This window comes from Pseudomonas sp. MF08817 (assembly GCF_059862705.1).
Map to the genome: position 1 here is coordinate 41,452 of NZ_JCBCUY010000034.1, position 20,908 is coordinate 62,359.

A 20,908-nucleotide genomic window follows, 5' to 3' on the forward strand; every position below is an offset into this window, starting at 1 on the left:
GGAAGGGGCTTCTTTAAACTGAGCCTCTCAGAGGACCCCCACCATGAAACCTGTTGCGTTAAAACATCTGGCCCGCCTATTGGGCGAGTTGGCGATCCTGTTGGCGATCTACCTGTTGGGCTGCCAGTTGGCGGTGTGGCTGGGTTGGCCGATTCCCGGCGGGGTGATTGGCCTGGCGTTGCTGTTGTTGGCGTTCGCCTCGGGCGTGGTCAAGCCTGCCGCGTTGCAATTGGGCGCGGGCCTGCTGTTGGCGGAAATGCTGCTGTTTTTTATCCCGGCGCTGATGAGCCTGTTGGACTACGGCAGCCTGCTACGCCATGACGGCTGGCGCATCCTGCTGGTGATTGGCGTCAGCACCTTGCTGGTGATGCTGGTCACCGCGTTCACCGTGGAATGGGTGTGCCGCTGGAGGACTCGCCATGACGTTTGAACCGATGCCGGTGTTCTGGCTGCTGCTGACCCTGGGCGCGTACCTGTTCAGCCGTTGGCTCTACCGGCGCACCGGGCGCTATGTGTTGTCGCCGCTGATCCTCGTGCCGGCGCTGCTGCTGGCTCTGGCGGTGCCGCTGCACACGGCCTACGCCGAATACGCCCGCAACACCCATTGGCTGATGTTGGTGCTGGGGCCGGTGACCGTGGCCTTCGCGGTGCCAATCTGGCAGCAACGGCGTTTGCTTGCCCGGCACTGGTCGGCGCTGTCGCTGGGCATGCTGGCAGGCAGCGTGGCCTCGATTGCCAGTTCCTACGGTTTGGCCAAGGCCCTGGCGCTGGACAGTTCGGTAACCATGTCCCTGGTGCCGCGCTCCATCACCACGCCCTTTGCCATGCCCCTGGCCCACGACCTGGGCGGCGTGCCGGAGCTGACGGCCGTGTTCGTGATGTTCACCGGGGTGTTCGGTGCCTTGCTCGGCGGCATTCTGCTCAAGTGGCTGCCGCTGCGCAGCGCCCTGGCCCGCGGTGCGCTGTTCGGCGTGGGCGCCCATGGTGCCGGGGTCAGCCGCGCCCAGGAAGTGGGCGGTGAAGAGGGCTCGGTGGCGGGCCTGGTGATGGTCCTGACCGGGTTGCTCAACCTGTTCGCCGCGCCATTGTTGGCCGCCCTGTTGTAGCAACCTTGCGCCAGGATGACTCCCTCGGCCAGTAAGCTGGCTGCCAATGCAACTACGGCGCACGCGCCACCTGACTAGACTGCCAGGACATTCGCTGAACAATAAAAAAACCCAACGCGAGGTCCGTTGCCGTGAGCCCAGCCCCAGCCCCGTCGTCCACCAGTGTCAAAGACCTCGTCAGCGCCGCCGAATGGCAGGCCCGCGTTGACCTGGCGGCCTGCTATCGCCTGGTGGCGATGCACGGTTGGGATGACCTGATCTTCACCCACATCTCGGCCAAGGTGCCGGGCACCGAAGATTTCCTGATTAACCCGTTCGGCCTGATGTTTCACGAAATCACTGCCTCCAGCCTGGTCAAGGTCGATCAGGCCGGGCGCAAACTGATGGTCAGCCCCTACGAGATCAACCCCGCCGGCTACACCATCCACAGCGCGGTGCATGAAGTGCGCCACGACGTAGCCTGCGTCATGCACACCCACACCGCCGCCGGCGTGGCCGTGTCGGCCCAACGCCAGGGTGTGCTACCCATCAGCCAGCAGTCGCTGTTCGTGTTGTCGAGCCTGGCTTACCACGCCTATGAAGGGGTGGCCCTCAACCATGAGGAAAAGGCCCGGCTGCAAGCCGACCTGGGGCCGAATAACTTTCTGATGCTGCACAACCATGGCCTGCTGACCTGCGGCGGCACCATCGCCGACACCTTCTTGATGATGTTCACCTTCCAGCGCACCTGCGAAATCCAGGTGCTGGCGCAAAACGGTGCGGCGCAGTTGATCCACATCGAGCCGCAGATCCTCGCCGGCGCCAAGGCGATGGTCGCCGGTGTCACCAAAAGTGCCCAGGGCATGGGTGGCGCGCTGGCCTGGCCGGCGCTGCTGCGCAAACTCGATCAACACCACAGCGGATACCGCGACTGATGCCACTGGCCGAGATCCCCCTGAGCGTGTGGCGCAAACGCGCGCAGAGCTTTACGTTTCGCGGCCACCGCATCCGTTACTGGGCCGCAGGCCAGGGCGAGCCGCTGCTGCTGATCCACGGGTTCCCCACCGCCAGTTGGGACTGGCACTACCTATGGCAACCATTGGCCCAACGCTACCGCGTGATTGCCTGCGACATGCTCGGTTTCGGCGACTCCGACAAACCGCGCCAGCACCGCTACAGCCTGATCGAGCAAGCCGACCTGCAACTGGCCTTGCTCGCCCACGTGCAGGTCAGTGAGCCCGTGCATGTGCTGGCCCACGACTACGGCGACAGCGTTGCGCAAGAGTTGCTGGCCCGCCATTACGAAGGCCGCAGCGCCCTGGCCAGTTGCGTGTTCCTCAACGGCGGGCTGTTCCCGGAAACCCACCGCCCGGTGCTGATGCAAAAACTGCTGCTTAGCCCCTTGGGCTGGATGATCGGCCGGGCGTTCAGCCGCGATACGCTGGTCAAGAACTTCCGGCAGATCTTCGGCCCCCACACCCGCCCCAGCGAGAGTGCCCTGGACGACTTCTGGAGCCTGGTGGCCAGCAACCACGGGCCGCGCATCCTGCACCGGCTCATGGCTTACGTGCCCGAACGGCGCGTGCACCGCGACCGCTGGGTCGCCGCCATGCAGCGCGGTGATTTACCGCTGCGGGTGATCGACGGCGAAGCCGACCCGGTGTCGGGTGGCCACATGGTGGCGCGCTACCGGCAACTGATCCCCGGCGCCGACACCGTGACCCTGCCCGGCATTGGCCATTACCCCCACGCGGAAGCGCCGGTGCAGGTGCTGTGGCATTACCTGGCTTTTCGCGAACAACTGGCCGCGCCGCCGCGTATCCGCGCCTGTTCCTGAGCACCTGTAACACGCGGGCTTGCCCGCGCTCGGCGGCATGGCGGGCGTAAAAATGGATGGGCACACATCCGTCAGGGCTGCTTCGCACCCCCGCGCGGGCAAGCCCGCTTGCTACAGAGCAAATCCGGCGCTTTATCCCCCAGCCTTATCGCGCACCATTCAGCGTGGGCCGTGTTTATTGTGACCAGAACGCCGGTGCCCGACACTCGGGGCATTAGTCATTGGCCCTGCGGGAGTTCGTTATGAGTGAGTCTGTGCGCTTGGAAGATAAAGTCGTGATTGTCACCGGTGCCGGCGGTGGCCTGGGGCGGGCCCACGCGCTGCTGTTTGCGCGCCATGGCGCCAAGGTGTTGGTCAACGACCTTGGCGGTTCGGCCCAGGGCGAAGGCGCCAACGCTTCGGCCGCCGACCGCGTGGTGGCTGAAATCCGCGCCGCCGGCGGCACCGCCGAGGCCAACCACGACTCTGTCACCGATGGCGAAAAAATCGTGCAGAACGCCCTCGATGCTTTCGGTCGCGTCGATGTACTGGTCAACAACGCCGGCATCCTGCGGGACAAAAGCTTCCACAAAATGGACGACAGCGACTGGGACCTGGTGTACCGCGTCCACGTCGAAGGCGCCTACAAGGTGACCCGCGCCGCGTGGCCGCACCTGCGCGAGCAAAACTACGGGCGGGTGATTTTCACCGCGTCCACCTCGGGCATCTACGGTAACTTCGGCCAGGCCAACTACGGCATGGCCAAGCTTGGCCTCTATGGCCTGACCCGCACCCTGGCCATCGAGGGCCGCAAGAACAACATCCTGGTCAACGCCATCGCCCCTACGGGCGGTACGCGCATGACCGAAGGCCTGATCCCGCCGCAAGTGTTCGAGCAACTCAAGCCGGAACTGGTCAGCCCGCTGGTGGTGTATCTGGGTAGCGAAAACTGCCAGGAAACCAGCGGCCTGTTTGAGGTTGGCGGCGGCTGGATCGGCAAGGTGCGTTGGGAGCGCAGCCTCGGCGCCGGGTTCGACCCCCGTGCAGGCTTCTCGCCGGAAGATGTCGCCGCCCACTGGCAGCAGATCTGCGACTTCGACGGGGCGGCCCACCCCAAGGACAACATCGAAGCCTTGAAGGAAATGATGGCCAACCTGCAAAAGTACGCCCTCTGACCCGCCCTCAAGGCATGTACTTGCTCACCAGCGCCGCCAGGTTGGCGGCGGTTTGCACATCCAGCACGCCGTTGTAGTTCTCGGGCCGAAAGTGCAACTGGAAGGCCCGCACCAAACGCTGGAAACCCACCTCAGTGGTCGCGGCGGCAACGTCGTAGCCATATTTCTTGAACAGCGCGATCACCTCGGCCCGCGCCGGCACGCCATTGGCGCTGTAGGTGCTGGCGAAGCGCTCTTGGGTGGCGGGGTCGAACCAGGCCCCGATGCCGCGCAAATACAGCTCATGCCAGGGAAGCATCGGCCCCGGGTCGCTCTTGCGGCCCACGGAGATATCCGAGTGGCCCAGCACATGGGTCGGGCTGATATCCGGGTGGCGTTGCAGGATGTCTTTGGCCAGTTGGGCGATGGCTTCGACCTGTTGCGGGTGATAGGGCGGGAAGGTGAATTGGCCCTGGTTGTCGCTGGCCTGGTTGACCACCTCGATGCCGATGGAGGTGTCGTTCAGGTTATTGCGCCCGGCCCAACTGCTGACTCCGGCGTGCCAGGCGCGCTTGTCTTCATCCACCAGGTTGAATATCTGCTGTTCGGTGAAACCGGCCTGGCGGTAAGTGGGGTCGACAATATTGGGCACCAAGTAATGGGCACTGACATTCGGCCCGGTCAGGGCATTGACCGAGACTGAAAAGTTGGCCGCGGTGTAGTGCATGATTAAAAAACGTACGCGGCCATTAAAGCCTGTTGTTGAGCGATAACGCGTAGTGTTGATGGGGAACATAAAGGTGCCTGAATAAGTGGGGTTAAACCAAGGCGCATGCCTCGCTAAGTCACTTGAATCAGGCTAGCCGTTCGGGTTTGCGCGGTTGTCGCTGAGGGTTGTAGTTGTTTTCACCCAGTCGCGTAAGTTTTACGCCAACTTATCCACAGGCAAAAAAAAGCCGCTGCATCGGCAGCGGCTAAAGTAAGACGTCAGATCAAGGAGCAACAAATCTACGTCAGTGAACACGCAGCGCTAAGTTGAGCCATCAACTTAGATAAAAACGGTCGTTCAATAAGTGCAACTAAACAGCTATTGAACATTTGCTCTTACAGCGGGGATGGCTGTGAGAGCCCGGTAAGAATAAGAGCTTGCCCCCCGGGGAAACAGCGCGATTGTCGACAAAGACTGTTGCAGTTCAGGTAACAGTGGCCGCTGGCCCTGAATCCACGCCCCTGATGCCCCGCTATCCATCCCGTGCATGGCGTGCGCAAGCCTGGGCTAGAGGGGGGTGTCATCCTTTAGAGGTACAGCGTGAATACCTCCTTGGTGCGCTTATCGCTGCGTAGTGCCGGCAGTAGGGTGAGGCCTTCTGTTCACTCACCGGGGAAGACGCATGACAAAAACAACAATGCGCGCCATCTTCACGCCGCAGGCGCTCGCCGCGGCGGTGGCTATGGGCTGCTGTGCCCAGGCGCAAGCGGTTTCATTCAACATTGGCGAAATCGAGGGGCAATTCGACTCTTCCCTCTCGGTCGGCGCCAGTTGGGGCATGCGCAGTGCCGACAAGGATTTGGTCGGGGTGTCCAACGGCGGCACGGGCCAGGCTTCCACCGGTGATGACGGGCGCTTGAACTTCAAGAAGGGCGAGACCTTCTCGAAAATCTTCAAGGGCCTGCACGACCTCGAACTCAAGTACGGCGATACCGGCGTGTTCGTGCGCGGCAAGTATTGGTACGACTTCGAGCTCAAGGACGAAGACCGCGAGTTCAAGCAGATTAGCGACCACAACCGCAAGGAAGGCTCCAAGTCGTCCGGCGCGCAGATCCTCGACGCCTTCGTCTACCACAACTATTCCATCGCCAACCTGCCGGGCACCGTGCGCGCAGGCAAGCAAGTGGTCAGTTGGGGCGAGAGCACCTTTATCGGTAACTCCATCAACAGCATCAACCCGGTGGACGTTTCGGCCTTCCGCCGCCCCGGCGCGGAAATCAAGGAAGGCCTGGTCCCGGTGAACATGCTGTTCGCCTCCCAGGGCCTGACCGACCAACTCACCATCGAGGGCTTCTACCAACTGGAGTGGGACCAGACGGTGGTGGACAACTGTGGCACCTACTTCGGCGTGGACGTGGTGCAGGACGGTTGCACCACCGGTTACACCGTCGGCAGCCCGGCGATTGCGCCGTTTCGGCCCTTGGCGGCGGCGTTCGGCCAGGACATCAATGTCACCTCCGAAGGCGTGGTCATCGGCCGCACGGGCGACCGCGATGCCCGCGATTCCGGGCAGTGGGGCACGGCCCTGCGTTGGCTGGGGGACGACACCGAGTACGGTCTGTATTTCATGAACTACCACAGCCGCACCCCCACCGTGGGCACCACCACCGCCAGCGCTTCCACCGTGGCCGCGCTGCCGGGCATGCTGCGCATCGCCGAGCAGTTGGCACCGGGCAGCAGCGCGGGCCTGGCGCAAAGCGTGATGCTGGGCCGGGGCAAGTATTACCTCGAATACCCCGAAGACATCCGCCTCTACGGCGCCAGTTTCTCCACGACCCTGCGCACCGGCACCGCGTGGACCGGCGAAATCAGCTACCGCCCCAACGCCCCCGTGCAGGTCAACACCAACGACCTGACCCTGGCCCTGCTCAACCCGCTCACCGGTGGCGCCACCTCGCCGCTGGCCACTTCGCTGGGCGCCGACAACACCGGCTATCGGCGCAAGGAAGTCACCCAAATCCAAAGCACCATGACCCAATTCTTCGACCAAGTGCTGGGTGCCGATCGCCTGACCCTGGTGGGCGAGGCGGCGGTGGTGCGGGTCGGGGGCCTGGAATCGCGGGACAAGATCCGCTACGGCCGCGACTCGGTCTACGGCCAGTACGGCTATGGCGGCGACACCGAAGGCTTCGTCACGGCCACCTCCTGGGGTTACCGCGCCCGGGCGATCCTGGACTACAACAACCTGGTGGCGGGCATCAACTTCAAGCCCAACCTGTCCTGGTCCCATGACGTCAAGGGTTACGGCCCCAACGGCCTGTTCAACGAAGGCGCCAAAGCGGTCAGCCTCGGTGTCGATGCCGACTACCGCAACACCTACACCGCCAGCCTGAGCTACACCGACTTCTTCGGCGGCGACTACAACACCCTGACCGACCGCGATTTCCTGGCCTTGAGCTTTGGCGTGAACTTCTGATTCGGCACAAGAGGAACAACTTTTATGCGCAAGATGATTCTGCAATGCAGCGCCCTGGCCCTGAGCTTGCTGGCCCTGAACGTGATGGCCCAGGTATCGCCCGAAGAGGCCGCCAAATTGGGCACCAGCCTGACCCCGGTAGGCGCCGAGAAGGCCGGCAACGCCGATGGCTCGATCCCGGCCTGGACCGGCGGCATCGGCAAGAACGCCGGCGCTGAAGACAGCAAGGGCTTTTTGGCCGACCCCTTCGCCGATGAAAAACCGCTGTTCACCATCACCGCGGCCACGGTGGACAAGTACAAGGACAAACTCTCCGACGGCCAGGTGGCAATGTTCAAGCGCTACCCCGAAACCTACAAAATCCCGGTGTACAAAACCCACCGCACCGTGAGCCTGCCCGACGAGGTCTACGAAGCGGCCAAGCGCAGCGCCCTGAACGTGACCACCATCAACGACGGCAATGGCCTGGCCAATTTCACCGGCAACCGCTACTACGCTTTCCCGCTGCCCAAGAACGGCGTCGAAGTGCTGTGGAACCACATCACCCGCTACCACGGCGGTAACGTCAAACGCATCATCACCCAGGCCACGCCGCAGACGAACGGCAGCTACACACCGATCCGTTTTGAAGAAGAAATCGCCGTGCCCAACCTGATCCCCGACATGGACCCGGCCAAGGCCGCCAACGTGTTGACCTTCTTCAAACAATCGGTGACCGCCCCGGCGCGCCTGGCCGGTAACGTGCTGCTGGTGCACGAAACCCTCGACCAGGTGAAAGAACCGCGCCTGGCGTGGATCTACAACGCCGGCCAGCGCCGCGTGCGCCGCGCCCCGCAAGTGGCCTACGACGGCCCGGGCACCGCCGCCGATGGCCTGCGCACTTCGGATAACTTCGACCTGTTCTCCGGCGCCCCCGACCGCTACGACTGGAAACTGATCGGCAAAAAAGAGATGTACATCCCCTACAACAGCTACAAGCTCGACTCGCCGACCCTCAAGTACGACGACGTCATCAAGGCTGGGCACATCAACCAGGACCTGACCCGCTACGAACTGCACCGGGTGTGGGAAGTGGTCGGCACGGTCAAGCCCAGCGAGCGCCACATTTACGCCAAGCGCCACATGTACATCGACGAAGACAGCTGGCAGGCCGCGCTGGTCGATCACTATGACGGCCGCGGGCAACTGTGGCGGGTGGCCGAAGGGCATGCGCAGTTCTACTACAACCACCAAGCCCCGGCCTACACCCTGGAAACCCTCTACGACCTGATCGCCGGCCGTTACATCGCCCTGGGCATGAAGAACGAGGAAAAACACAGCTTGATCTTCGGCTTCAAGGCCCAAGCCGCCGACTACACTCCCTCGGCCCTGCGCAGCAGCGGGGTGCGCTGATCGCTTGCCACGCTCCTTGTGGGGGCGGGCTTGCCCGGCCCGCTCCCACAGATCAGCGCCAACCTGTCAGGCTCTTCCTATGTTCAGGGGGGAATGGATCGGCACTCATCGCAGGGCTTTTCTGAATCTGCCCCTCACCCCTGTAAACCTCCACGGCTTGATTAGGCTCAAGGCCCACGGAGTGCCTGCAAGTGCGTTATCGACGGGATACCACCAGGCCCCCGTCATCAGGAATCCGAGCCATGACTCATCACCTAACGACAACGACCAAACATCACTTGCGCGCAAGCTGGATTGCCACGGTGCTTAACCTTGACTGGCCATCCAAGCAGTCGCTGGCCATCAGCAACGAGGCCGAGCGCGTGGCCCTGCAACAACGCGAACTGACCGCCATGCTCGACGAAGCAGTGAGCCTGCGGATGAACGCGGTGTTCTTCCAAGTCCGGCCCTGTGCCGATGCCTTTTACCGCTCCACCCTCGTACCCTGGTCACGCTACCTGACCGGCACCCTGGGCCAGGACCCAGGGTTCGATCCGCTGGCGTTCGTCATCGAGCAGGCCCATCGGCGCAACCTGGAGCTGCATGCCTGGTTCAACCCTTACCGCGTCTCGATGGATCGTTCGCCCGCCACGGTCGAACAACTGAACCGCGTGGCACCGGGGCGCCCCGCCAGCGTGTACCAGGCTCAGCCGCAATGGATCGCCAGCGCCTCCGATCGCTTCGTGATCGACCCCGGCATCCCCCAGGCGCGAAGCGCGATCGTCGAGGCCGTGATGGAGGTGGCGCGCAACTACGACATCGATGGCGTGCACTTCGATGACTACTTCTATTACGAGTCCGCCGCCTCGCCACTAGACGACAGCGCCACCTTCGCCCGTTACGGCCAGGACTTTGCCGACAAGGGCGACTGGCGCCGCGACAACACCTATCAACTTATCCGCGAACTGTCGGCCGCCCTGCGCGAATTTGACCCAGGGATAAAGTTCGGCGTCAGCCCTGCCGGGGTCTGGCGTAACCAAAGCGTCGATCCCCTGGGCTCGGCTACCCGCCACGGCGCCCCCAATTACGACGTGGGGTTTGCCGACACCCGGCGCTGGGTTCACGAAGAACTGCTGGACTACATCCTGCCCCAGGTCTACTGGACCTTTGACCTGGAGGTGGCGCCCTTCGAGGTGGTGGCCAAGTGGTGGGCCGACACGGTACGCGGGCGCAATGTGCACCTGTACATCGGTGAGGCCCTCTACAAAGTCGGGGTCGCCAGTGCCCGGGAACCGGGTTGGGCAGAGGACGAGGGCATCACGCAAATCAGTCGGCAATTGACCTGGAACACCGACAACCCGCAGGTAAGCGGCAGCGTGCTGTTTCGCCACCTGTCGCTACGTGCACCCCAGGCTGCACGGGCCGTCGCGGCGATCCGCGCGCAAGTGTGGCAACACCCGGCATTGATCCCTGCCATGGCCTGGAAGACAGGTCGCGCACCTCAACCCCCGGTGGCCGTGCGGCGCGAGGAGACGGCGGCGGGCACTCAATTGCAGTGGCAGGACCACCCGGCCAACACGCCCGGCCAGACCCGTTACTACGCCGTGTACCGCAGTGCGCCGGGCAAAGCGCTGGACACCACGCGCGCCGATTGCCTGGTGGCGACGGTGCGCTGTGAAAGCGCCAGCGCTCACTGGACCGACGCCAACCCTGACGCGGGCGCTGTGACCTACGGTGTCACGGCGCTGGATCGCGGGCATTTCGAGAGCGCGGCGACATTGGCCTGGTAAGTGCGGCCGCGGCACCGTGGCGGCTCGGTTTTTTATGGTGGCCAATCAGCGTGCTGAATAGCTCTCAACAAGCGTCTTGCAGAGGGCTAGGGTGGAGGCACGCTGGATAAAAATAAAAAAGGCCCGCCGCAATGACCGCCATGAGCCTGTGTCTGGACCGCCCTGGGTTCCTGCCCCGCTTGTCGTCCCATCACCTGTCGCGCCAGCGCCTGAGTGCGCCCTTGATGGCTTCGCCTGCGCGCGTGCGCCTGCTGTGTGCGCCCGCGGGCAGCGGCAAGAGCGCCTTGATGGCCGAGTGCTTGCTCCAGGCCCCGGCGGACTGCCAGGTGTACTGGCTGCCCTTGGCCGGCGCGCTGAAAACCGCCGAACAACTGTGCGCCGCCCTGGCCCAGGCGCTGGGCCTGGGGGCGGCCGACGAACCCAGCCTGCTGGCCCACTTGGCGCGGTTGCAGGCGCCCACCTGGCTGTTTTTGGATGACTACTGCCGGGTGCCGGCCCCGGAACTGGACGGCTTGCTCGACCGCTTGCTGGTGGTCAGCAGCCCCGCGCTGATCTGGTGGCTCAATGGGCGCCGCCGCCCGCAATGCAACTGGCCGCGCCTGCTGCTCGACGATGAACTGCTCGAATGCGATGGCCATGGGCTGCTGTTCAACGCCGACGAAATCCGCCAACTGATCCACAATCTGCCCCAGCCCTATTGCACGCAAACCCCGGAGCGCATCTTCCAGGGCAGCGGCGGTTGGTGCGCCGGGGTGCGCATCGCCTTGCTGGAAACCAAGGACTGGGCCGTCGCCGACCGCGAACCCGGGCCGTCGGACACCTTGCTCGATTACCTGGAACATGAACTGTTCAGTTGCCTGTCGCCGGAGCAAGCCGAGGCATGGCGCGTGCTCGCCCACCTGCCGCGCTTCAACGCGCCTTTGTGCGAGCACCTGTTCGGCGCGGGGGAGGGCGCGCAGTGGCTGCGTTCGTTGCAGGCCCTGGGTTGCTTTATCGAACCCTGGGACGACAGCGGCGAATGGCTCCAGGTGTTCGAGCCCCTGGCGCAGCTGATCCGCCGCCAGCAATGGCCGGTGGGGCGTTCGTGGCACCGGCGCGCCTGCCAATGGTTCACCGCCGAGCAAGACTGGCAAGCGGCGTTCGAGCAGGCCTTGCTCGCCCAAGAGTACGAAGTGGCGGTAAGCCTGTTGCAGCATTTCGATTTCGAACACGTGTTCCAGCAGCACAACGTGGTGCTGCTGTTGCGCCTGCACGAGCAGCAGGGCGAAGAACTGATGCTCGGCAGCCCGCAACTGGTAGGCTTGTTGACCGCCGCACTGTTGTTCGCCGGGCGTTTTGAACAAGCGGCGGCATGTATCGAGCAAATGGCCCGGTTCGCCCCGCAGCCTTGCGCCGCGCAGCAAAAACTCTTGCTGGCGCGCTGGGAAGCGCAACAGGGTTGGCTGCTGCACTTGCAGGGGCGCCTGGAACCGGCCCGCGAACATTTCCAGGAAGCCCTGGCTGCGCTGCCCGCCTCAGCCTGGACCGCCCGTTTGCTGTGCCTGTGCGGCTTGACCCAACAGGCGTTGCTCAAAGGTGAGCTGGACGTCGCCCAAGCCATCAACCGCGAGGCCCTGTGCCTGGCGCGGGCCCAGGGCTCGTTGCTGTTCGAGGCGCTGCTGGAGCTGGACCACGCACAGTTACTGGAGCAGCGCGGCGCCGCCCATCGCGCCGAAAGCCTGCTGTGCGGCGTGCACGACTTGGTCAGCCAGCATGTGCCCTGCGCCACCCCGTTGCTGGGGCGCATCGCCCTGCGGCGCGGGCGCCTGGCCTTGAGCCAGGGCCAGGGTGAATTGGCCCAGGTGTTTTTCCAGGCCGGCCTGCAAGCCTGCCTGCCGAGCCAGGACAAACGGGCGCTGTACGGCTTTTTGGGCCAGGCCCTGCTGGCCGTCAACCAGGGCGACTATGCCCACGGCTTTGTGCGCCTACGCGACGCCGAACGCTTGATGCAGCAACGGCAGATCCCCGACACCGTGTACCGTGGCGTGCTGCTGCAAATCAGCAGCCAGTTCTGGCTACAGCAGGGCCGCCCCGAACTGGCTCACGAAGCCCTTACCCGGCTGTTGCGCCATTACCGTGGGCCGGGAGCCTTGCAGGCGCCACCGGCAAGCGTCGAATTGATCCCGCGCATCGAGTACCTGCTGATCCTCGCCGACGTGCACTTGAATCAAGCCCGCCAGCCGCTGGAGCAACTGGCCGCGCTGCTGGAAAGCGCCCGCCGCCAGGGCCGCCATGGCCTGGAGGCCGAGTTGCTGCTGGCCCGTGGCGAGGTGGCGTTCTTGCGCGGCGAAACGGCGTTGGCCCGCGAGGCCCTTGAAAGCGGCCTGAGCCTGGTGCAGCGGTGCAACCTGCAACAGGCCTTGCAGGAACTGCGCCTGCGCCAGCCGCACCTGCTGCATGGCCTGGGCCTGGAAGGCTCGCCGATCGTGGCCACGGCGGGCAACGAAAGCCCCCTCAGCCTGCGAGAACTGGAAGTGCTCAAGTTGATCGCCCAGGGCAGCTCCAACCAGCAGATCGCCGAGCAGCTGTTCATTTCCCTGCACACGGTCAAGACCCACGCCCGGCGCATCCACAGCAAATTGGGGGTGGAACGCCGCACACAAGCGGTGGCCAAGGCCAAAGTATTGGGGCTAATGGTGTGAGTTCAGGGTGATTATTGAGTGAGTGTTGTAGGCTTTTTGTTGGTTGGTGCAACGCAATGAAGCCTATGTTTGTCGGATAAATAGAATGCGCTTCCCAATCGCTTTTGAAGTCACATTGATTAACATTTGCGTATGTGGCGACCGCGATTCAATGGCTATAACTAGTTCTGTACCTGCGCTGGATGCCGGGTACTTAAACTAACCAAAGGAACTGGTAATGACTCAAGCACTTACACTCGATGCCGTACGCGATGCACTGAAAGAACAATTGGCCGGCACTGTCGACAATGTCGATGGCGTTTATATCACCGGCTCGGTTATCAACGACCAGGGCATCGCCGTGGCGTCTTACTCCGAATCGTTGCCATGGGCCTTTCTCAAGGCAATGCAGGATAACGAAGTGCCGCAGTTTGGCGGTGACCACATGAACATCTACTCGGTCGCCTACAGTCTGGACACTGCCCATCTTTACAGCGGTGTCAGCTTCGCGCAGATCAATGCGGCCGGTCAGGCCGTCGCCCCGCTGTTTCTGGGCTGATCGCGGCGCTCGCGTTACGCTAACGCGGCTCCAGTGGCAATGGATGGCAACCTGGGGCGGGGCCTACTTGGCAGGTTTATGCAAGTACGCTGAGTTATCGAATATACAACTTCATGAAAAAAGGATTTTCCATGGATATGGCAAAACAAACGTTGGATCTGGAACTTATAAGGGCCAAGTTGCACGCGCGCTTGGGTGGTCGCGGGATTGATGTAGAAAAAGTATTCGTGACCACCATTGTCGTTAATGACCAGGGCAAGGAAGTGGTTTCCAGCTCTGATTCATTGCCGATGTTTTTCCTCCAGCACTTGCGCGAAGGGCGTGCCCCTATCGTAGGTGCGGGTGTAAATCTCTATGTGCAGCAATACAGCCTTGATGAAAACCACCGTTTCCATGCAGTAACGGTGGATGAGTTGAATAGCATGGCTGTCAGCATTGCCCGGGATGTTCTGGACAACTAAGTTTTGAAGTGGCTGTAGTAAGAAGGCCCGGCATTCATGTCGGGCCTTTTTTATTTACGCGGGTTGATAGCCCATGCGCCAACTGACGGTTTGGGTTGTGCTCAACAGTTTTTGCGCCGCCGGGCCGTTTTCGTCAGCCTGGAACAGCGAAGTCGGCCCGACCACGGTCAACACCGCCGCGACATTACCCAACGCGTTGAACACCGGTGCCGAGAGGGCGTCCACCCCCGGCAGCAGCAGGCCATGAATGTGATGCAGGCCCCGGGCACGGATCTGTGCGCAGACCTGGGCGTAAGCCGCCTCGTCGGCCAACAGGTGCTGGGCACTGGCGTTCAGCTCCTGGTCGCGTAGCTCGCGGGTCTCACGCTCGGGCAGGAAGGCGCTGAACACCAGCCCCGTGGACGAACTGAGCAAGGGCAATACCGAACCCAATTGGGTGACCACCGTCACCGCACGCACCGCCGGCTCGATGTGCACCACGGTGGCGCCCTGGTTGCCCCACACCGCCAGAAAGCAGGTTTCGTTCAACTCATCGCGCAGTTCGGCCAGGGGCAGGGCGGCGACTTTCAGCACATCCAGGCTGCCCAGGGCGGCCAAGCCCACCCGCAGCGCTTCGCGGCCCAGGCCATAGTGGTTGGTGGCGCCGTTCTGTTCGGCAAAACCGCTGGCGATCAAGGCTTGCAGGTAACGGTGGACCTTGCTCGCGGGCATCTGCACATGCTCGGCCAGGCGCGACAACGAGGTGGCGGGCGACAACTCGGCCAGGGCCTTGAGGATGTCGGTGCCGACTTCAGCCGAGCGGACTTTTTGTTTATCGGTGCTGCGCGGCTTTTCCATGATGGCAAAGTGATCCCGGGACGAATGGGCGTCTTTATAGCTTGACGGTCAATACCAATCAAATTACGTTAAGCGTAATTCGATTACGATAAAAATAACTCTGGCGTGCCGAATCTCCTGCAAGGGGCGTTGGCCACAGCCTGTTCCTGCTCAGGAGGCCCCATGACCCTCGACGCCCATTCTGCGGATTTGGCTTACCAATCCGGTTTCGGCAACGAATTTTCCACTGAAGCGCTGCCCGGCGCCCTGCCGGTTGGCCAGAACTCCCCGCAAAAAGCTCCCTACGGCCTGTACGCCGAACTGTTCTCCGGCACCGCGTTCACCATGGTGCGCAGCGAAGCGCGGCGCACCTGGATGTACCGCATTCAGCCGTCGGCGCGCCACCCAGCGTTCGTCAAACTGGCGCGGCAACTGGCGGGCGGCGGGCTGGGGGCGGTGACGCCCAATCGGCTGCGCTGGAACCCCCTGCCGATGCCGGTCGAGCCCACTGATTTCATCGATGGCATGGTGGCCATGGCCGCCAACTCGGCGGCCTCCAAGCCTGCCGGCATCAGCATTTACCACTACGCGGTCAATCGCTCCATGGAGCGGGTGTTCTTCAACGCTGATGGCGAACTGCTGCTGGTGCCCGAACAGGGGCGCCTGCGCATCGCCACCGAGCTGGGCGTGCTCGAGCTGGAGCCGCTGGAAATCGCCGTGCTGCCCCGTGGCCTGAAGTTTCGCGTCGAGCTGCTCGACGCCCAGGCCCGTGGCTATATCGCCGAAAACCATGGCGCGCCGCTGCGCCTACCGGACCTGGGGCCCATCGGCAGCAATGGCCTGGCCAACCCGCGGGACTTTCTGGCCCCGGTGGCGCACTACGAAGACCTGCGCCAGAGCACCACGCTGGTGCAGAAATTCCTTGGCGAGCTGTGGGGGTGCGAGCTCGACCACTCGCCGCTGAACGTGGTCGCCTGGCACGGCAACAACGTGCCCTACAAGTACGACTTGCGCCGCTTCAACACCCTCGGCACGGTGAGCTTCGACCATCCCGACCCGTCGATTTTTACCGTGTTGACCTCGCCCACCAGCGTGCATGGCCTGGCCAACCTCGACTTCGTGATTTTCCCGCCGCGCTGGATGGTGGCCGAAAACACCTTCCGCCCGCCGTGGTTCCACCGCAACCTGATGAACGAATACATGGGCCTGATCCAGGGCGCCTACGACGCCAAGGCCGAAGGCTTCCTGCCGGGCGGCGCGTCGCTGCACAGTTGCATGAGCGCCCACGGCCCGGACGGCGAAACCTGCACCAAGGCCATCGAGGTCGAGCTGGCGCCGCACAAAATCGACAACACCATGGCCTTCATGTTCGAGACCAGCCAGGCCCTGCGCCCGAGCGAGTTCGCCTTGCAGTGCCCGCAATTGCAGGGCCAGTACGACGCCTGCTGGGCCAGCCTGCCCGTGACTTTCAACCCGAACCGGAGATAACCCATGAACCAGCCAAGCATCCCCCGTAGTTGGGTTACCTGCGCCAACGATCACGCCGACTTTCCCCTGCAAAACCTGCCGCTGGGAGTGTTCAGCCAGGGGGGCGGGGCGCCGCGCAGCGGCGTGGCCATCGGCACGCGCATCTTCGACTTGCAGGTGGCCCTGGAGGCCGGGCTGTTCGACGGCGCTGCGCGAGCAGCGGTCCAAGCCATGGCCGGCGGCCAGTTGAACGCCTTCTTCGAGTTGGGTGCCGGTGCTCGCGTGGCCCTGCGCGAACGTTTGCTGGAGCTGCTCAGCGAAGGCAGCACCCTGCACGGCAAACTCCAGGCCCTGGGGGCGAAATTGCTGCCCCTGGCCGCCGATTGCCAGATGCACCTGCCGGCGCGCATCAACGACTACACCGATTTTTATGTCGGCATCGAGCACGCGCAAAACGTCGGCAAGCTGTTCCGCCCCGACAACCCCTTGCTGCCCAACTACAAGTACGTGCCGATTGGCTATCACGGCCGCGCGTCCACCATCCGCCCTTCCGGCACCGAGGTGCGGCGGCCCAAGGGCCAGACCCTGCCCGCCGGGCAAAACGAGCCGACCTTCGGCCCGTGTGCACGGCTGGACTACGAGTTGGAACTGGGGATCTGGATCGGCCAGGGCAACGCCATGGGCGACTCGATTGCCATCGGCGACGCCGCCGAGCACATCGCCGGTTATTGCCTGCTCAACGATTGGTCGGCGCGGGATATCCAGGCCTGGGAATACCAGCCTTTGGGCCCGTTCCTGTCCAAGAGCTTTATCACCAGCATTTCGCCCTGGGTGGTGACCGCCGAGGCCCTGGCGCCGTTTCGCCAGGCGCAAGCGCCGCGCCCCGAGGGCGACCCGCAGCCGCTGCCGTACCTGTTCGATAACCGCGACCAGGCAAACGGCGCCTTCGACATCGACCTGGAGGTGCTGCTGCTGACCCAAACCATGCGCGAGCAGAACCTGCCGGCCCATCGCCTGACCCTGAGCAACACCCGGTACATGTACTGGACCGTGGCGCAAATGGTCGCCCACCACAGCGTCAACGGCTGCCAATTGCAGGCCGGCGATCTGTTCGGTTCGGGCACCTTGTCGGGGCCTGAAAGCGGCCAGTTCGGCAGCCTGCTGGAAATCACCGAGGGCGGTAAAAAGCCTATCGAACTGGCCAGCGGCGAAGTGCGTAAGTTCCTCGAAGATGGCGACGAAATCATCCTGCGCGGCCGCTGCCAGCGTGAGGGGTTCGCCTCCATCGGCTTCGGCGAATGCCGCGGCACCGTCGTCGCCGCCCGCTAAGAGAGGCGCGCCATGGAGCTCTACACCTATTACCGCTCGACCTCCTCCTACCGGGTGCGCATTGCCCTGGCACTCAAGGGGTTGGATGCGCGCGCGGTGCCGGTCAACCTGATTGCCGCCGAGGGCGGCGAGCACCGCCAAGCGGCCTATCTGGCGCTCAACCCCCAGGGCCGGGTGCCGGCCCTGCGCACCGACGAGGGCCAGTTGCTGATCCAGTCGCCGGCCATCATCGAGTACCTGGAGGAACGTTATCCCCAGGTGCCCCTGCTGGCCCGCGACCTGGTGCTGCGCGCCCGCGAACGGGGCGTGGCGGCGCTGATCGGCTGCGACATCCACCCGCTGCATAACGTCAGCGTGCTCAATCGGCTGCGCCAGGCCGGGCAGGACGAAGCGGCGGTGGCGCAGTGGATCGACCACTGGGTCAGCACGGGGCTGGCGGCGGTGGAGCAGTTGATTGGCGAGGAAGGCTACTGCTTCGGCGCCACGCCGGGGCTGGCGGATGTCTACCTTATCCCTCAGCTCTATGCGGCGGCGCGTTTTGGCGTGGGGCTGCAGGCTTACCCGCGGGTTCGCCGCGTGGCCGCATTGGCGGCGCAGCACCCGGCGTTCATCGCCGCCCACCCGCTGCACCAGGTGGACACGCCGGCGGCCTGACTCAATGCACGATGCTGTGGGGCGGCAAATGCCCCAGGCGTTCGGTCAGGCGCAGGCGCTGGATCGGGTCGTCGCTGAGCAGCAGCGCGTGTTCCAGGTCGAAGCGTTCGGCGTTGGGGCAATCGAGGTGCTGGTAAAGGCTGGCGCGGGCCAGGTAATCGGCGACGTTGGCGTTACCCAGTTCCAGCACGCGCTCGGCGTCCACCAACGCAGCGAGGTGGTCGTCATTGGCCAGGTGCAACTGGCGCAGGTTGCGTGACAGGCGCTGGAGCATTTGCGCCGGGTCGGCGCTGTGCAGGTGTTCGGCGCGCAACTTCATCTCGGCGCCGTACTGGCGGTGCAGCAACTCGCGGCAATCGTTGGGGTACAGGCGCCGCCCGCCGCAGGGGTCGAGCAGGTGATCGGCCCCTGGCACCCGCAGCAGAAAGTGCCCAGGGAAATTCACCCCGGCCAGGGGTATCTCCAAACGCCGCGCCAACTCCAGGGCCAACAGCCCCAACGCCAACGGCTGCCCGCGCCGGCGTTGCAGCACCTTATCCAACAGCGCGGCCTGAGGCCGTAGCGGGATGTGGTCATCCTGGGCGAACCCCAGGTCATTCATGCGCCGCAGCAGCGGCTGGCCCAGTTCCGCCGCCGGCAGCATGGGCAGGCCGCTGCGCACAAGTGGCTGCCATTGGGCCAGCTCCTGGAGCACCTGGTGCGGCTGCACTCGGGCGTCATGCTCGGCGCAGATCCACAGGGCCGCCTCGAACAGCGCCGGCGGCGAGCGGTGCAGGCAGTCGAAAAAGGCTTGGCGCGGGGTCATGGGCATCTCCGGGCAATACCTGATAGCCGTCAGAAAAGGCGCCGAGCCAAGCCAGTTCCCACTGAGGTGGTCGGAGTGCCAGATATTGGCATCAGGGAATGCCCCGTTTTAGCCCCGCTACCGCTTTTCGTCCAGTGCCAAGCGAACACCCCGATGGGTTATGTCGTAAAACCTGAACGGTGGTGGCGCTTATTCCTGCATGCTCCGGCAATCTTTTCCCACGGGCCTATACTTGGCCTCTACCTGACGCCCGCGGGAGCCTGACAATGTTCGCGCTCATGCAAGCCACCGGCCTTGAGTCGATGCACCTGAGCATCGACCCCAGCACCGGGTTGAAAGCGGTCATTGCCATCCACAGCAGCCGCCTCGGGCCGGCCGTGGGTGGTTGCCGCTACCTGGCGTACCCCGATGACGAAAGCGCCTTGGACGACGCCGTGCGCCTGGCCCGGGGCATGAGCTACAAGGCGGCCCTGGCCGGTTTGCCGCTGGGCGGCGGCACGGCGGTGATCCTGCGCCCGCCCCACGTGGAAAGCCGCGCGGCGTTGTTCGAGGCGTTCGGGCGTTGCGTCGAGCAACTCGACGGGCGCTACATCACCGCCATCGACAGCGGCACCTCGGTGGCCGACATGGACTGCATCGCCCAACAAACCCGGCATGTCACCAGCACCACCGCGGCGGGCGACCCTTCGCCCCACACGGCCATGGGGGTGTTCGCCGGCATCCGCACCACCGCCATGGCGCGCTTGGGCAGCGACAACCTCGAAGGCTTGCGCGTGGCCATCCAGGGCCTGGGCAACGTGGGCTTTGCCCTGGCCGAGCAACTGCACGCGGCGGGGGCGGAACTGCTGGTCAGCGACATCGACTCGGGCAAGGTGCAACTGGCCATGGAACAACTGGGCGCCCACCCCATCGCCAACGATGCATTGCTCAGCACCCCGTGCGACATCCTCGCGCCCTGTGGCCTGGGCGGCGTACTCAACAGCCACAGCGTGGCGCAATTACGCTGCGCGGCGGTGGCCGGCTCGGCGCACAACCCCCTGACCAGCCTGCAAACCGCCGACCTGCTGGAAAGCCGCGGCATCCTGTATGCGCCGGACTACGTGATTAACTCGGGCGGGCTGATCTACGTAGCGCTCAAGCACCGCGGCGAAGAACTGCCCACCATCACTGCTCACCTGTCCAACATCGGTGTGCGGCTGACAGAAGTCTTCGCCCACGCCCAGGCGGAAAAACGCTCCCCGGCGCGGGTGGCCGATGAGCTGGCCGAACGCCTGCTCTATCGGCTGTAGCCCGTCACTCGGCGGGCGGGTTGAGCAACTCGGACAAGGCGTCCGGCTGGCTCTTGAACGCCTTGGCGAACACATCGCGGTTTTTGGCCATGTAGATCCCGGCTTCTTCCACTTGCTGTTCACTCAGGGACGGCACTGCTTTTTGCAGAACTTCTGCCAACAATTCAGCCAGTTCCAGCATTTTGTCATGACGATCAGCTTCGGCTTTATCCATGATTTATCTGACCTCAAAGTGCCTAGATAGCGGGGGGATGAGAGCTCCGCAGCCCCGCGTCCCGTCAGACCTGCGACGTAAGGTCTTGATTAGTCCAGTCAACTGGTTTACGTTAAAAATGTGCCAATGGGCGGTCTCAAGGAGCAAGTGCAACGCCTGATGTAAGGTGTTGCCATGTCTACCCAATACAACCACCTGAGTACCCAGGAGCGCGTCACCATTATGGTGATGCTATTTCAACGGCAACCACTGC

The 20,908-nt window shown here is 63.7% G+C and carries 19 protein-coding genes; 15 read left to right on the forward strand and 4 right to left on the reverse strand.

Annotation, left to right across the window (positions count from 1 at the left end; translation table 11 throughout):
• Positions 1 to 43: 43 nt before the first annotated feature.
• From AC19YR_RS19790 to AC19YR_RS19810, 5 genes are all read left to right on the forward strand, one after another.
• Positions 44 to 430, forward strand: a complete 387-nt coding sequence (locus tag AC19YR_RS19790) for a CidA/LrgA family protein (protein ID WP_095107871.1) — start codon at positions 44 to 46, stop codon at positions 428 to 430.
• Positions 420 to 1,106 carry an LrgB family protein gene (locus AC19YR_RS19795; protein ID WP_095107872.1) on the forward strand — a complete coding sequence of 229 codons (687 nt, stop codon included), beginning with the start codon at positions 420 to 422 and terminating at the stop codon, positions 1,104 to 1,106. The genes AC19YR_RS19790 and AC19YR_RS19795 overlap by 11 nt, the downstream gene beginning before the upstream one ends.
• A gap of 131 nt (positions 1,107 to 1,237) precedes the next feature.
• Positions 1,238 to 2,020, forward strand: a complete 783-nt coding sequence (locus tag AC19YR_RS19800; RefSeq protein WP_500599797.1) for a class II aldolase/adducin family protein — start codon at positions 1,238 to 1,240, stop codon at positions 2,018 to 2,020.
• Positions 2,020 to 2,922, forward strand: coding sequence for an alpha/beta fold hydrolase (locus AC19YR_RS19805; RefSeq protein ID WP_500599798.1), 903 nt, complete (start codon positions 2,020 to 2,022; stop codon positions 2,920 to 2,922). Before AC19YR_RS19800 ends, AC19YR_RS19805 begins: the two co-directional genes overlap by 1 nt.
• A 242-nt stretch (positions 2,923 to 3,164) precedes the next feature.
• Entirely contained in the window at positions 3,165 to 4,076 is a 912-nt protein-coding gene (locus AC19YR_RS19810) for an SDR family oxidoreductase (RefSeq protein WP_095107875.1), read from the forward strand.
• Positions 4,077 to 4,083: 7 nt separating this feature from the next.
• Here AC19YR_RS19810 and AC19YR_RS19815 read toward each other — a convergent pair whose 3' ends face one another.
• A complete protein-coding gene (locus AC19YR_RS19815; protein WP_500599799.1) occupies positions 4,084 to 4,851 on the reverse strand; it encodes an N-acetylmuramoyl-L-alanine amidase in 768 nt (255 codons plus the stop codon).
• Between the two features lie 595 nt (positions 4,852 to 5,446).
• Here AC19YR_RS19815 and AC19YR_RS19820 point away from each other — a divergent pair.
• From AC19YR_RS19820 to AC19YR_RS19845, 6 genes are all read left to right on the forward strand, one after another.
• Positions 5,447 to 7,240 (forward strand): DUF1302 domain-containing protein, encoded by a 1,794-nt coding sequence (locus tag AC19YR_RS19820; protein ID WP_095107877.1) that lies wholly within the window; start codon positions 5,447 to 5,449, stop codon positions 7,238 to 7,240.
• A gap of 24 nt (positions 7,241 to 7,264) precedes the next feature.
• Positions 7,265 to 8,632 carry a DUF1329 domain-containing protein gene (locus tag AC19YR_RS19825; RefSeq protein WP_095107878.1) on the forward strand — a complete coding sequence of 456 codons (1,368 nt, stop codon included), beginning with the start codon at positions 7,265 to 7,267 and terminating at the stop codon, positions 8,630 to 8,632.
• A gap of 242 nt (positions 8,633 to 8,874) precedes the next feature.
• Entirely contained in the window at positions 8,875 to 10,401 is a 1,527-nt protein-coding gene (locus tag AC19YR_RS19830) for a glycoside hydrolase family 10-like protein (protein WP_500599800.1), read from the forward strand.
• 131 nt (positions 10,402 to 10,532) lie between these two features.
• Complete coding sequence (locus AC19YR_RS19835; protein ID WP_500599801.1) at positions 10,533 to 13,082, forward strand: LuxR C-terminal-related transcriptional regulator; 2,550 nt, start codon at positions 10,533 to 10,535, stop codon at positions 13,080 to 13,082.
• A 217-nt stretch (positions 13,083 to 13,299) separates the two neighbouring features.
• The gene (locus tag AC19YR_RS19840; RefSeq protein WP_095107881.1) at positions 13,300 to 13,620 is read left to right on the forward strand and encodes a hypothetical protein; all 321 of its coding nucleotides are present in this window, start codon (positions 13,300 to 13,302) and stop codon (positions 13,618 to 13,620) included.
• A 131-nt stretch (positions 13,621 to 13,751) separates the two neighbouring features.
• A complete protein-coding gene (locus AC19YR_RS19845; protein WP_095107882.1) occupies positions 13,752 to 14,081 on the forward strand; it encodes a hypothetical protein in 330 nt (109 codons plus the stop codon).
• A gap of 54 nt (positions 14,082 to 14,135) precedes the next feature.
• On the opposite strand, the gene AC19YR_RS19850 is transcribed toward AC19YR_RS19845, so the two are convergent.
• Positions 14,136 to 14,918 (reverse strand): IclR family transcriptional regulator, encoded by a 783-nt coding sequence (locus AC19YR_RS19850; RefSeq protein WP_095107883.1) that lies wholly within the window; start codon positions 14,916 to 14,918, stop codon positions 14,136 to 14,138.
• 162 nt (positions 14,919 to 15,080) lie between these two features.
• On the opposite strand from AC19YR_RS19850, the gene hmgA reads away from it, so the two are divergent.
• From hmgA to maiA, 3 genes are read left to right on the forward strand one after another with little or no spacing between them, the layout of a single operon-like run.
• On the forward strand, positions 15,081 to 16,385 hold the full coding sequence (gene hmgA, locus AC19YR_RS19855) for a homogentisate 1,2-dioxygenase (protein WP_500599802.1): 1,305 nt from the start codon (positions 15,081 to 15,083) through the stop codon (positions 16,383 to 16,385).
• 3 nt (positions 16,386 to 16,388) lie between these two features.
• Positions 16,389 to 17,693, forward strand: coding sequence for a fumarylacetoacetase (fahA, locus tag AC19YR_RS19860; protein WP_500599804.1), 1,305 nt, complete (start codon positions 16,389 to 16,391; stop codon positions 17,691 to 17,693).
• A 12-nt stretch (positions 17,694 to 17,705) separates the two neighbouring features.
• Positions 17,706 to 18,347, forward strand: a complete 642-nt coding sequence (gene maiA, locus AC19YR_RS19865) for a maleylacetoacetate isomerase (protein WP_500599806.1) — start codon at positions 17,706 to 17,708, stop codon at positions 18,345 to 18,347.
• 1 nt (position 18,348) lies between these two features.
• Here maiA and AC19YR_RS19870 read toward each other — a convergent pair whose 3' ends face one another.
• Entirely contained in the window at positions 18,349 to 19,152 is an 804-nt protein-coding gene (locus tag AC19YR_RS19870) for a SirB1 family protein (protein WP_500599808.1), read from the reverse strand.
• Positions 19,153 to 19,418: 266 nt separating this feature from the next.
• Between AC19YR_RS19870 and AC19YR_RS19875 the strand changes: the two genes are divergently transcribed.
• A complete protein-coding gene (locus tag AC19YR_RS19875; protein WP_500599810.1) occupies positions 19,419 to 20,441 on the forward strand; it encodes a Leu/Phe/Val dehydrogenase in 1,023 nt (340 codons plus the stop codon).
• Positions 20,442 to 20,445: 4 nt separating this feature from the next.
• Here the strand turns inward: AC19YR_RS19875 and AC19YR_RS19880 are convergent, their stop codons facing one another.
• Entirely contained in the window at positions 20,446 to 20,655 is a 210-nt protein-coding gene (locus tag AC19YR_RS19880) for a YebG family protein (protein ID WP_017734297.1), read from the reverse strand.
• Between the last annotated feature and the right edge of the window lie 253 nt (positions 20,656 to 20,908).